Source organism: Desulfogranum japonicum DSM 18378 (assembly GCF_000429945.1).
Lineage (GTDB): Bacteria > Desulfobacterota > Desulfobulbia > Desulfobulbales > Desulfobulbaceae > Desulfogranum > Desulfogranum japonicum.
The window spans coordinates 299,452-311,693 of record NZ_AUCV01000001.1; the positions used below are offsets into that span (position 1 = coordinate 299,452).

The following is a 12,242-nucleotide window of genomic DNA, read 5'->3' on the forward strand; positions in this document are numbered from 1 at the left end:
GCATGGAATGGTTGTGTGGACAGTTGAAAGTAGGAAAAAATTAGGCAAGAAACCACAGCAGGTAATCATGATTGCGCCACAAGTTTTTTGGTTGATTACAAAGGATTAATGGGAGGTAATATGAAATTACCATCTGAAAAGCAAGTCGATTCCAGTAACAGAAAAAACCGTAAAAAATTATGGGAGATCCATGAGGGGTATCACTGTTCCGTCGTCGGAACGTGTCTCAGTAAGCATGATCTTCAGGTGCTGGCAAGGAAAAAGCTTTTTTCTCAATCATCAAAACCCACTGAATATACTACGCACTCAGTTCTAGTCGGGCTTGCCTCGGTTCGGCAACCGCAGTCCAGGTATCTGCAGAAATTGCTGGATCGAAAATACCGTCTGGCCATAGTCAGGTATAAACGTGCAGGTAACGATGAGCAGATCTGGCAGCTTTGGAACGAAGATTTTGAGTCGGGAAGGGTTGCAGGAGCATATTGGGCTGTCATGACCCATCCTTCGCCGGATAATAAGCTCATTAATGAAATATACGGGCAAGTGCATATGTTGGGGCATGAATGTATGGCGCAATTTCAGCATCGTAAAAAGACTGTTGATACATTGCAGACAAGGTTGAGCATGCTTGAGGAAGTATTGGCATCTGAAAGACAGGTGACTAGGGAAAAAGCAGCTCTGCTGATAGAAAAAAGCCAAGAGGCTGATGGGTTGAGTCTGGCCAATTTGAAACTTCAGGGCACAAACGAAGCTTTGGTCAGAAAAATCAAGGATCTGGAAAGCGGTCAGCATTACAGGGAAATAGCTGAAGAACGTGACAGTTTAGGAATGGAACTCGCAGCATCTCGGCAGGAGTGCAATCTGTTATGTGGCAATATGGATATACTTTCCCGTGAACGTGATGAAATGTTGGCGGAGCTAGAGCGAACCCGGGCAGAGGTTTTGAGTTTAAAACAATCTCTCATACAGGCACATCGACAGCAGCATGAAGTTGAAGAGGAGCTGCAATCTTTGGAGGCTATCTGGCATAGTGCTCTGAATACAGAGACGCATTGTGCTGCATGCGATGATCGTGATTCTGACCGATGTCCTGGGGCTGATCTATGTGGAAAAGTCGTACTGTACGTTGGTGGGATGCATAATCTTGTGCCTCGGTACAGGACAATAGTAGAGCAGCACGGAGGGAAATTCCTCCATCATGACGGAGGAAGGGAGGTGGCGCGCAGCATGTTACCGAAACTGCTTAATACGGCCGATGCCGTTGTTTGTCCGGTGGACTGCGTAAGTCATGACGCCTGTACATGTGTGAAGAAAATCTGCAAACGTTACGATAAACCGTTCGTGATGATGCGCAGTTCAGGTTTATCCTCTCTTGCGAGGGGAATTGCTGAAATTGTCCAGTGAATGGATGGTTCAAGCTACTATAATGAAGGTGAGTGGTATGGGCGTTCAGAATCGCATCGAAGCAAATCAACGAAATGGTAATCTGCATATAAAGGTGTATGGCTATTTTAGCCAGGAAACAGCGGGGGAGGTGGTGTCTCTTGTAAGTCATGTATACACAGGGCAGGGGAATGTGTTTATTCATACTAAAGGGCTAACCAGGGTCGATCCCTTTGCAAAGTATATTTTTTCAAGCCATCTCAAACAAATACGTGTGCCTTGCGAACGTGTATATCTCACGGGTGAGAAGGGGATGGAAATCAGCCATGACGCAGCCAGGGTTATTGTTCAGCCGGCAAAAAAGAAAAGGTGCGGAGGGTGTGGAAGCCGGCAATGTGGTATTAAAAACAAGTAGTCCCCAGTTACTGAGTGCTGAGTGATGTATTTTTTGAAACCGGCAATGTGTCTCCTCCCCAATTCTTGGGCCGTTGCCGGTTCCCCTTCCACGATCCATTTTCCAAACTTCATTCTTCCTCGTTTTTTCTCATAATCCCGATCATTGCCTGCACAATCTCCAGTTTCTTGATCAGGTAAGCTTTGCCTGATGTGGAAAATATGGTATACATGGTGCGAGAATTTCGTGAATATAAAGGGGTATATTCGGAGATTAATGACAGCGCCCACAGACAGAAAACCAAATACGGCAGTGATCATGAGGGGACGAGGAGTCTCGCTTATGGTCGTAGAGGTGTTCCATGCCGATCTCGTTGCATTGGAACAGGAATTACAAGAAAAATTAACAGTAGCACCCGCCTTTTTTCGCAATGCACCTGTGCTCATGGATTTTGAGCATCTGGAAGATGCCATTGATCTTAAGTGGTTCAACGATGCGTATGATATGCTCTATATGCATTCGTTTATTCCAGTTGGTGTGGTTGCGCCTCCTGATTATCTTAAGCAGGCTATTGCAAAGCAACAGATAGCTGTCTGGCCTTCAGCGGAAACTGCCCGTAAAGGGAATCAAAGCGTTTCGTCCAGACATGAGGATTCTGTTGCTGAACAGCAGGAAGCTGATACAGAAGAGAGGACTGTTCCTGAAGATCAGCAGGATGAATCAGGAGCAACAGCCACTTCCGCAGGGCAAACTGTCTGCGGAGAGTTGGTTGATGAGCCGCAGGCGCAACCAACAATGTTGGTTCTGCAGCCTGTACGTTCCGGGCAGAAAGTGTATGCCAAAGGAGGAGATCTTATTATCATGGCTGCTGTGAGCACAGGAGCCGAGGTGATGGCAGATGGCCATATTCATGTGTACGGGACACTACGTGGCAGGGCTTTTGCAGGTGCTCAGGGAGATGAGAGTGCGAGGATTTTCTGTAAAGATCTTCAGGCAGACCTGATATCTGTAGCAGGTACCTACCTGATTAATGATGATTTACCGCAAAAATTTCGAGGAGCTTCAGTGCAGGTGTATCTGCGTGAAGAACAACTCATCATCAATCCCCTGTAACGCATGGCTGTATCTCAACAAATGTACTATTTCTGGATATTCACCAGGTAACGATTCAGTATAGAGGAGACTTCGATGGCAAAAGTTATCGTCACTACATCGGGAAAAGGAGGGGTTGGTAAAACAACTACCAGCGCCGCTGTGGCAACAGGTCTGGCCTTGCGGGGCTATAAAACTGTTGTGATTGATTTTGATGTCGGCCTGCGTAACCTGGATTTGATCATGGGATGTGAGCGCAGGGTTGTATATGATTTCGTGAACGTCATACGTAAAGAATCCAATTTAAAACAGTCGCTCATTAAAGACAAAAGGGTGAGTGATTTGTATATCCTGCCCGCTTCACAGACACGCGATAAAGATACTCTGGATATTGATGGGGTTGGCCGAGTTATTGAAGAGTTGTCTGAAGATTTTGATTACATTGTCTGCGATTCCCCCGCCGGTATTGAACGGGGAGCGTTTATGGCCATGTACTTTGCCGATGAGGCCATAGTTGTTACCAACCCTGAAGTCAGTTCAGTTCGTGATTCTGATCGTATTCTGGGGTTGCTTGCCAGTAAAACAAAGCGCGCTGAGAACGGTCAGGATCCAGTGAAGGAACACTTGCTGTTAACCAGGTATGATCCTTTACGAGTTGAAAAAGGAGAAATGCTGAGTGTTGAGGATGTTACTGAGATTTTAGCAATTCCACTGCTTGGAGTCATTCCCGAATCTAAGGACGTACTACAGGCATCCAATGCAGGGTGTCCCATTATTTTGGAAAATGAAACAGATGCAGGGCAGGCGTATGATGATGCCGTTGGCAGGTTGCTTGGCGAAGATATAAATCATCGTTTTATTGAGGTGGAGAAAAAAGGTTTTTTTAATAAGTTACGACTGTTCAGGAGCTAACTATGCGTTTTTTAGACTTCTTTCGCAGTAATAAAAAAACATCTGCAACAGTCGCCAAGGAACGATTGCAGATTATTGTGGCCCGCGAACGGTCTACACGTGGTGGCCCTGATTATCTGCCGCTTATGAAAGAAGAGTTGCTCCTGGTAGTGCGAAAGTATGTGATGATTGATGAAAGTGCAGTCCAGGTGCAGCTGGAGCGGGACGGTGACTGTGAAGTATTGGAGTTGAATATAACTTTGCCTGAGGAGGAAAAGGAGGGCGTGTAACCCTTTTTCTCATATTTCAATCTCTTTTTAGAACCGGTAGATGGGGTTTACCATCTACCGGTTTTTTTTTGCCGAAGCTCAGGCTGTACTTCCTGGGAAGATGTCAATCTGAAATGAGATAGCCTGTTTGCGGAGATCTCACTTGTCGGACATACAGCAGCGAGTGAGTGCTTGTCAATAATAGCTCTTTTCTGCATCCCTTAAGATAAAACTTATTTATGGACAGAAACTAGCCTGTCTATGTGTGAAATTGCGATTACACAAAGAGGCAAGCTACCAGAAGGAGGCTCCGTGAGTGTCTGTGATCAGTTCGTTTAACTGAGAAGTCAGGAATCATGTAACTATTTACAAATAGTAATCTGTTTATAATTGCCCTTATTGAGCAACGTGATTCCTGGAAATATTGCTGGTGAAAGACATTTTAAGTTTGAGTAAAAAGTTTAGGAGCTGGTTAAAATTTAGCATCTTCTAACTTTAATGTTGACATGGAAGCCACGGCAAGATAGAACACGGGTATATTTTATTAGGCATGACTAATATTGCAAAGCTTGATTAACAATGCAAGGTGGTGTGAATATGTCGAAGGTTTATTGTGCTCGTGGCTTTGAGCGAGAATATGGTTTATCCCCGTGTGCTTTACCATTATCGATGGCCTGTGAAGGTGAGGTGGTTCGAGTGGTCGGCATACGTGGGGGGTGCGGTATGCAGGAGCGTCTGTTGAGCATGGGCATTGCTCTGGATGATGAGATAAATGTGTTGCAGAGACAGGGGAAGGGAGCTGTTCTTATAGGCAGGAATGGTACCAAGTACGCCCTTGGTGGTGGCATGGCTCAAAAGATTCAGGTGATAAGGTGTAAGTAATGAAAACGACATTAGCTGAAATGGCTGTTGGCAGAGAAGGAAAAGTTATAGGGTTTGCTTCAGGTTCCAGCGCGTACAGGCAAAAATTGCTTGCCATGGGAATGGTTAAAGGAACTGAATTTGCCGTAACCAGGGTGGCTCCAATGGGAGACCCGGTGGAAATTACAGTCAGAGGTTACAGGTTAAGTTTAAGAAAAGATGAAGCATGTGCTCTGCAGATTGAGGAATTGAAATAATGAACACAATACAGATTGGAATAGTTGGAAACCCTAATTGTGGTAAAACTACTCTGTTTAATAATCTGACTGGTGCAAGGCAAAAGGTTGGCAATTGGCCCGGTGTTACCGTTGATCGTAAGGAAGGAAGATATGAGTACAAGTCTGTCCCCGTGACGGTAGTTGATACACCAGGTATTTATTCGCTGGCTGCGACTTCATTGGACGAGGAAATAGCCAGAGGATATGTGCTTTCAGGTGATGTACAGGTCGTTGTGAACATAGTTGACGCGTCAAATATTGAGCGCAATTTATATCTTACATGTCAATTGCTTGAAATGCGTGTTCCCATGATTGTTGTATTGAACATGATGGATATTGCTCAAGACAAGCAGATGCAGATCAATGTGACAAAACTTGAGGAGGAGCTTGGGTGTCCGGTTGTGACCATGGTAGCTTCCCGCGGGGTTGGTCTGGATACACTAAAAACAAAAATTATTGAAGTTGCAGAAGATCGCATTGTCCCAACAGCACAGATAGAATTTCCACAGGTTGTGAAAGATATGACTGTGGGGTTGGAAAATGATTTGGTTGAACTTGCAGCTGTACACAGGCTAGAAAAATCATGGTTGGCACTCAAGTTACTGGAAGGTGATCAACAGATATGCCAGATGATTGGCAGCAAGCAGTTGCAGATAGTTGATAGGTATCGGGAAACAATTGAGTCCATCGAAAAGGAAGAAGCTGATATCGTTATTGCCTCTGCTCGGTATGATTATATATCATATTTAACACGCGAATGCCTTACTAGAAAAGGAGAGATGAGTGAAACTGTTTCAGACACGGTTGATAGATTTGTTTTGAATCGCTTTGTTGGGATTCCCCTGTTTTTGGTCGTGATGTATGCAGTGTTCATGATGACCATTAATGTAGGTGGCGCATTTATTGACTTTTTTGATCTGTTTGCCGGAGCAATCTTTGTAGATGGCATAAGTTACCTTTTGCAGAATGTATCTGCACCTGACTGGATAGTTACCGTCCTTGCCAACGGGATAGGCGGTGGGGTGCAGACCATGGCCACTTTTATTCCGCCCATTGGTTTCATGTTTCTCTGTCTGTCGTTTTTGGAAGACTCCGGATATATGGCAAGGGCGGCATTTGTTATGGACCGCTTTATGCGCATAATAGGTCTGCCTGGTAAGGCTTTTGTACCAATGCTCGTGGGGTTTGGTTGTAACGTGCCAGCAATAATGGCAACACGTACATTGGAAAATGAGCGTGATAGAAAGCTTACAATAATGATGAATCCCTTTATGTCATGTGGGGCACGCTTGCCTGTATATGCATTGTTCGCTGCTGCATTTTTTCCAGTAGGCGGGCAAAATTTGGTTTTTTTGCTTTATCTCATCGGGATTGGTTTTGCTGTTTTAACCGGGTTAGTGTTGAAAAATACTCTACTTAAAGGAGAGGTCACCCCATTTGTAATGGAACTGCCGCCTTATCATCTACCTGGTGTGCGCACCGTAATTTTACGTGCTTACGAACGGTTGACAAGCTTTCTTTTTAAAGCAGGTAAAGTTTTGGTTCCAGTCATTGTTGTTTTGAGTTTTTTGAATAGCATGGGGATTGACGGTAGTTTTGGAAACGAAGAAAAGGAAACGTCCGTGCTGGCTGCAGTAAGCAAAGCCATAACTCCAGTTTTCGCTCCAATGGGTATTACAGAAGAGAACTGGCCTGCAACCGTTGGTATCTTTACAGGAATTTTTGCTAAAGAGGCAGTGGTTGGAACTCTGGATTCTCTCTATGCAGGGATTGGAGAAGATGAAGGTAAGGAAGACAGTTCTTTTCAACTGGGGCGGGCAATAGCAGATGCCTTAGCAACTATCCCTGAAAATCTGTCCGGTTTGGCAGGAACTTTCCTTGATCCCCTGGGGATCTCTGTTGGTGATGTAAGTAATAGAGATACTGCAGCAGAAGAACAGGAAGTTGGCGTTGGTACTTTTGGCAGTATGGTGGCTCTCTTTGAGACAAAAATAGCAGCTTTTGCCTACCTGTTGTTTATTTTACTGTATTTCCCATGCAGCGCTGCCATCGCGGCTGTATATCGTGAAACCAATTTAGCCTGGACAGCTTTTGCAGGCTTCTGGACGACTTTTCTTGCCTACCTGGCTTCTACGTTATTTTATCAGGTCGCAATGTTTAGCAAGGCACCAGCAGTATCTACCATGTTTATCATTGGAGACATCTTAGCTTTTATAATAGTATTCATGCTCTTGAAATATTTGGGCGGAAATCACTTTGGGCACCATTCTCAATCAACCCGGCCAAGCTACGGTACCACAGAAGGATATACGATATAGGGAAGTGGAGGACTTATGAATCTCATAGAGGTACGTGATTATGTTCAAGGGCGAAAATTGGTCCCTTTGTATGATATAGCTTGCCATTTTAGAGTTAATGTCGAGGCTGTCCGACCCTTGCTGGGAGTTTGGGTGGAGAAGAAAAAAATAGTTAAACACAAGGGGAACATTGGTTGTGCCAAGGGGTGTTGTGCTTGTGATCCTGCAACTGTGGAGACGTATGAGTGGGTAGGAGGTTGATAAATACCTTGGGATAATCATTGTGATAACGTAGCGCCTTCATCTATCCTGTTGCTTTAATGCCTCGGAAGACATAGTGTTTATTGCTTTAGAGTATGATTCAGGGTGAGCAGAGATAAACAAAACGTGTTGGTGCTATGATTTATAGAAGATTTGGCAAAACCGATCTCCCCATGCCGGTTCTTTCCGCCGGGGCCATGCGTTCCATGCAGTCCTGGAGTGATCTGGAATTAGGAAAAGTAGAGAAAGGCGAGCAGAGACGGCTCAAGGACATCATTGGAACCGCTCTGGACAAAGGTATTAACCATATCGAAACTGCCAGAGCGTATGGTAGTTCTGAACGACAACTGGGGCAGGTGCTCCCGTGTTTTTCCAGGGGGCAGTATATTCTGCAAACCAAAGTCGCCCCGGAAGCTGATCCTGAAAGATTCAGAGAAAATGTGTTGGATTCTCTGTTGCGATTAGGCGTAGAACGGGTTGACCTTTTAGCCCTGCATGGCGTAAATAATTATCGGAAATTATGGTATTCCTGTAGGCCTGGAGGATGTCTTTTTCAGGCGAGAAAGCTGCAGCTGGAAGGTAAGGTCGGGTATGTCGGCTTTTCAGGTCATGGGCCTGTTGACGTTTTGCTACAGGCTGTATCCCATGCAGAGGATGGTGGTTTTGATTATATCAATCTTCACTGGTATACTATTTTTCAGCATAATAATCCCGTGTTAGCTGCGGCAACGGAAAGGGATCTTGGGATATTTATCATCAGTCCTTCGGATAAAGGGGGGCGTTTGTATTCGCCTCCCCCTATCATTGAACAATTTTGTTATCCTCTCAGTCCGATGCAGTTCAATGACATGTATTGTCTCCAGCGTGAGGGAGTACACACCATCAGCGTAGGGGCAGCTGCTGCAACAGATTATGATGCTCATCTGGACGCTCTAGAATATATTCATGATTATGAACGTATACGCTCCATCTATTCCAAATGGAGCGAACGCATGGAAAATAAATGCGGAGTCCCAAGGCCCGATAGCCATTGGGACAGATTCCCTCCATTTGAAGAAATTCCTGGGTTCATGAATATTTCCTTTATTCTTTGGCTGTATAATCTGGCTATTGGATGGGATCTTATGGAGTATGCCCGGGCAAGGTATGCCATGCTAGGCAATGGAATGGAATGGGTGCAGGGCAATAACGCTGCCAACGTCTCCCAACATTCGCTGAAAAAAGTAGCTCAACGGTCTGGGATGGAAGAAGGTGATCTGATGGAGAAACTATTTCTCGCTCACGGTCTTTTAGGTCAGGGGAAAGGGTGCCCAGGTTCTTGAGCTCGGACGGACGCGCCGCAGGTTTTCGCGTGCGAAAAACCATTTACTGGAATTCTCTCCCCACGTTTATCGGTGGTGGAACTTCAGGTGTCCTCTTCAAGAAGGTTTTCCTGGGTTAACAATTCATTTACTTTTTGAAGAACGTCTTTGTAGTTTTCTGCTGTGATACGGAGTTTCAGAGAATAGCAGGGGTGTTTTGCCCGCTTGTCTCTGGTCAGGTTGAAGTCTGTCTTTTTGGCTTTGTCGCCAAAATATTCCTTGCGGAGATGTTCTACCTTTGTCGGCAATGAGACCATTTTCTCCTTCGCTGGAGAGGTGCCATGCCTGAAGAGGCGCATGAATGTTTGAACGGGTTGAGGGGATTCAAGGGCTTTCTGAAGACTCTCCTGGGTTTTTGCGTTTTTGATAACCTGGCTGAGAGATGGCCCACTGTGCTCCAGCAAGCTGATAATTTTTTTAATCTGGGGGCGTGTTGGTGTTAGGGGTTTAATGATTTCAGTGTAAAGTAAATCTCTGTCCTCTGTATTTTTAATAGGAGCCAGAATTTCTGCTGCTACGGAAAACTGCAGTTTTTCGTTGATGATATCATTTATCATCTCCGAAGATTCGCCTCTCTCACGTATCTGATTTATTTTTCTATACTTGTGAATGGTCGAATGAGAGACCTTTTGGCCAGGTGTACCTATCCCCAGAGTCTGCCCGAATTGTTCGGCAAGTAAAGTGTTATTGAGACCCATCGTTCGGCTGGCTGCATCCAGGAAATTACCTATTTCAACGGGGTTCAGGTTGCGACGTCTGGTATTCTCAGCTAGTGAAATGTTAAAAAAATCCTCTGTGTTGAAATCTGATTCCTGATATATTTTTGCTTCAACCCACTCCTGGTGTAACCTGGAAATTGCCTGAAATCTCCGAAATCCACAGAGTATTTTGTAACGACCATCCTCCTTCTGCAGAAGAACCAGAGGGTGTAACAGACCGTTACGTTTAATGGACAGCGCCAGTTCATCAATATATGATTCCCTGGCCAGTTCGGTATAACGATTATCGTTGTGAATACGGAAAATATATTGCAGGTCAGAGTCACTGAGCGTATCTATGTCACTGATTTTAATCTGACGAACCAGTGACATCTTTTGAGCAAACGGTTTAAACGCTCTGGAAAGTCTTAATGCTGTTGATTTGGCGGTTTGCTGATCTTTTGTAAGTTCAGGTGACAGTGTAACGAGGAGGGAGTGCACTTCGGGATCGTAAAATCCTTCCAGATAGTTTTTCTGTTTGAAGAGTTGATTAAGACTGGATGCTTCCCTGCCGCAGAATTCTGACTCCAGCGGTGCTGTATCAGTGCGTATATTCTGGTCCTCCACAGCTAAACGGATTTTGGTAAGCAGGGATGGCGGGAGAGTCGGACTGTGTCGCCGCTGTGTGTTACCCCTTTCTCCCTGGCCATAGCCAAAAAGTATCTGTGCATCTTGGGTTGCATGCCCTTGTTGCAGGATCAAAACCAAAGGCAGGAGGCCATTGCCAGAAATCTCATCTTTAAATCTACGTATCTGCAACAAAAACGACTCTGTTAGCTTCCTTCGTGACTTGACTGAGTCCAGGTTGTTCAGGTCTGCGATGGCTTTCTTATATTTTGCATTAAGAACTGCATAACAGCGAAGGTGCCTGGTAAGTTCCGTTCCCAGGTCTATGAGATGATTTGGAGCGCCTTGTCGGTCGACATGTCCATGGGGAAGAAGAATGAGAATATTGTTATTTCCCAGAGTGGTGTGGATAGTCGGAACGGCAGATCTGTCCATGTTGATCTCTATAAACTGGTTAGCGGAAATGAATGTTGATTAACTGCTTTCTTGGCACCTTGGAGAGCGAGTTCGCTGAGGTGTGCACCTGGAGATGTGTTTTGTTCTGCCCCAAGAACAATGTCTATGACTTCGCCTGGATTCAGTTGCTTTGCCACTGTAACCGGGAGGAAGTTGTCTTCGTCGTTGACAGAGGCAACCCGAAGCAGGTTTCCTTCAACCAGGTGTTGGGCAATCCACTCAACTTCTGTTAAGAAAGCCCATGGGATATCCGAGGCAAGATGCTCTGCTGTTGCAGGAAGACGTTTAACATGCCTGTGGAAGGTTGCGTTCAGTACATCATAAGCCAGTTGAAGCTGACGCTGTGGGGACAGTTTCTCTTCATGTGTCATATAGTGCTTCTGATTCTGTACGGCATAGGCTAAGGTCGCACCAAGTAAAATAATGATCCATCCTAGATGCATCCAGATTAAAAACAGGGGAACCGTGGCAAATGAACCATATATGGCGTTGTAGTTGGCAACCCCGACTTGCAGGAAAATGTATATTTTTTGTACTATAAACCAGAAAATAGCTGCAAAAAGAGCACCTGACAATGCTGCGGCTGTGGTCACCCTGGCTCTGGAAAAAAAGAGGTACATTGCCATTAAGCTGAGGACAATAAACAGGAAAGGAAGGAGGCTTAAGAGCATTTTTAACAGCCAGGGAATGGGGATTACAGTGTGCAGGTGCTTTAAAATTTTGTCGCTGGCCAAAATCGCTTCCCCTGCAAAAGCTGTATTTATAGATAATGGCAAAAGAATAAGCAGGGCAACATAATCCATTATCTTGCGAAAAAGTGAGCGGCCTCGATGTGCTCTCCATATAGAATTCATGGCATCTTCCACAGCACTGAATACGCCAATGGCTACCACAAGAAAGCCGATGACCCCGAAAACTCCCAATGCTGCAAAATTCGTGTTGTCCACATAATTGAAGATGGTGTCCACTGCCTCATGTAGATGATCTGACAGGGTTTTTCCTTCGATACTATCATTTTCATCGGTAGGGGAAGTATATGTGTTGGCAGGTACTACCTGGTCAATCACTCGTTCTGCAGCCAGCCTGAGCTGGCCTCCGCTGCCAATGCCTTTCAAAATCGCAGTGGATAGTGCGAGCATGGGGACCATGGCCAGAATAATTGAGTAGGTCAGCGCAGAAGCGCGGATGGTAACCTTTGCACGCATGGCTTCAAGTGTCATAATGGTGAGTACTCTGACAACTATGCGGCAAAGGCGGATGTAGGCATTGTCGTGTAATGTTGAACGAAATGCCCAGTTGTGAATCCGATTCAGTCGGTTTTGGCCGTTGATATCATTGTGGTTGGTTGTTTCACCAGCTTCAGAAGACATGAGCAAG

General features: G+C 45.2%; 12 protein-coding genes. 10 read left to right on the forward strand and 2 right to left on the reverse strand.

The features are described 5' to 3' along the window. Positions 1 to 120: 120 nt before the first annotated feature. From G493_RS0101295 to G493_RS0101345, 10 genes are all read left to right on the forward strand, one after another. Positions 121 to 1,401, forward strand: coding sequence for a DUF2325 domain-containing protein (locus G493_RS0101295; RefSeq protein ID WP_028578910.1), 1,281 nt, complete (start codon positions 121 to 123; stop codon positions 1,399 to 1,401). Positions 1,402 to 1,438: 37 nt separating this feature from the next. Next, a complete protein-coding gene (locus tag G493_RS0101300) occupies positions 1,439 to 1,795 on the forward strand; it encodes a hypothetical protein (RefSeq protein WP_028578911.1) in 357 nt (118 codons plus the stop codon). Between the two features lie 255 nt (positions 1,796 to 2,050). Further along, positions 2,051 to 2,887: a septum site-determining protein MinC gene (gene minC, locus G493_RS0101310; RefSeq protein WP_161629774.1), complete on the forward strand. Its 837-nt coding sequence runs from the start codon at positions 2,051 to 2,053 to the stop codon at positions 2,885 to 2,887. Positions 2,888 to 2,962: 75 nt separating this feature from the next. Then, positions 2,963 to 3,778 (forward strand): septum site-determining protein MinD, encoded by an 816-nt coding sequence (gene minD, locus G493_RS0101315; protein ID WP_028578913.1) that lies wholly within the window; start codon positions 2,963 to 2,965, stop codon positions 3,776 to 3,778. A gap of 2 nt (positions 3,779 to 3,780) precedes the next feature. Beyond that, entirely contained in the window at positions 3,781 to 4,047 is a 267-nt protein-coding gene (gene minE, locus G493_RS0101320; protein ID WP_028578914.1) for a cell division topological specificity factor MinE, read from the forward strand. Positions 4,048 to 4,623: 576 nt separating this feature from the next. Next, entirely contained in the window at positions 4,624 to 4,908 is a 285-nt protein-coding gene (locus G493_RS27275; RefSeq protein ID WP_051308919.1) for a FeoA family protein, read from the forward strand. Beyond that, complete coding sequence (locus tag G493_RS0101330) at positions 4,908 to 5,144, forward strand: FeoA family protein (RefSeq protein WP_028578915.1); 237 nt, start codon at positions 4,908 to 4,910, stop codon at positions 5,142 to 5,144. Before G493_RS27275 ends, G493_RS0101330 begins: the two co-directional genes overlap by 1 nt. Then, entirely contained in the window at positions 5,144 to 7,483 is a 2,340-nt protein-coding gene (gene feoB, locus G493_RS27280) for a Fe(2+) transporter permease subunit FeoB (protein ID WP_084813364.1), read from the forward strand. The genes G493_RS0101330 and feoB overlap by 1 nt, the downstream gene beginning before the upstream one ends. A 15-nt stretch (positions 7,484 to 7,498) precedes the next feature. Next, the gene (locus tag G493_RS0101340; RefSeq protein WP_028578916.1) at positions 7,499 to 7,723 is read left to right on the forward strand and encodes a FeoC-like transcriptional regulator; all 225 of its coding nucleotides are present in this window, start codon (positions 7,499 to 7,501) and stop codon (positions 7,721 to 7,723) included. A gap of 137 nt (positions 7,724 to 7,860) precedes the next feature. After that, on the forward strand, positions 7,861 to 9,045 hold the full coding sequence (locus G493_RS0101345; protein WP_028578917.1) for an aldo/keto reductase: 1,185 nt from the start codon (positions 7,861 to 7,863) through the stop codon (positions 9,043 to 9,045). A gap of 83 nt (positions 9,046 to 9,128) precedes the next feature. Here G493_RS0101345 and G493_RS0101350 read toward each other — a convergent pair whose 3' ends face one another. Both G493_RS0101350 and G493_RS27285 read right to left on the reverse strand, forming a co-directional pair. Next, positions 9,129 to 10,844, reverse strand: a complete 1,716-nt coding sequence (locus G493_RS0101350) for a ParB/RepB/Spo0J family partition protein (RefSeq protein WP_028578918.1) — start codon at positions 10,842 to 10,844, stop codon at positions 9,129 to 9,131. An 8-nt stretch (positions 10,845 to 10,852) separates the two neighbouring features. Beyond that, positions 10,853 to 12,235, reverse strand: coding sequence for a YihY/virulence factor BrkB family protein (locus tag G493_RS27285; protein WP_051308920.1), 1,383 nt, complete (start codon positions 12,233 to 12,235; stop codon positions 10,853 to 10,855). Positions 12,236 to 12,242: the final 7 nt, after the last annotated feature.

What these genes read in the sequence shown, in the direction of transcription:
- G493_RS0101295 (WP_028578910.1), top strand. Translation starts at nt 121, where the DNA reads ATGAAATTACCATCTGAAAAGCAAGTCGATTCCAGTAACAGAAAAAAC.
- G493_RS0101300 (WP_028578911.1), top strand. Translation starts at nt 1,439, where the DNA reads ATGGGCGTTCAGAATCGCATCGAAGCAAATCAACGAAATGGTAATCTG.
- minC (WP_161629774.1), top strand. Translation starts at nt 2,051, where the DNA reads ATGACAGCGCCCACAGACAGAAAACCAAATACGGCAGTGATCATGAGG.
- minD (WP_028578913.1), top strand. Translation starts at nt 2,963, where the DNA reads ATGGCAAAAGTTATCGTCACTACATCGGGAAAAGGAGGGGTTGGTAAA.
- minE (WP_028578914.1), top strand. Translation starts at nt 3,781, where the DNA reads ATGCGTTTTTTAGACTTCTTTCGCAGTAATAAAAAAACATCTGCAACA.
- G493_RS27275 (WP_051308919.1), top strand. Translation starts at nt 4,624, where the DNA reads ATGTCGAAGGTTTATTGTGCTCGTGGCTTTGAGCGAGAATATGGTTTA.
- G493_RS0101330 (WP_028578915.1), top strand. Translation starts at nt 4,908, where the DNA reads ATGAAAACGACATTAGCTGAAATGGCTGTTGGCAGAGAAGGAAAAGTT.
- feoB (WP_084813364.1), top strand. Translation starts at nt 5,144, where the DNA reads ATGAACACAATACAGATTGGAATAGTTGGAAACCCTAATTGTGGTAAA.
- G493_RS0101340 (WP_028578916.1), top strand. Translation starts at nt 7,499, where the DNA reads ATGAATCTCATAGAGGTACGTGATTATGTTCAAGGGCGAAAATTGGTC.
- G493_RS0101345 (WP_028578917.1), top strand. Translation starts at nt 7,861, where the DNA reads ATGATTTATAGAAGATTTGGCAAAACCGATCTCCCCATGCCGGTTCTT.
- G493_RS0101350 (WP_028578918.1), bottom strand. Translation starts at nt 10,844, where the DNA reads ATGGACAGATCTGCCGTTCCGACTATCCACACCACTCTGGGAAATAAC.
- G493_RS27285 (WP_051308920.1), bottom strand. Translation starts at nt 12,235, where the DNA reads ATGTCTTCTGAAGCTGGTGAAACAACCAACCACAATGATATCAACGGC.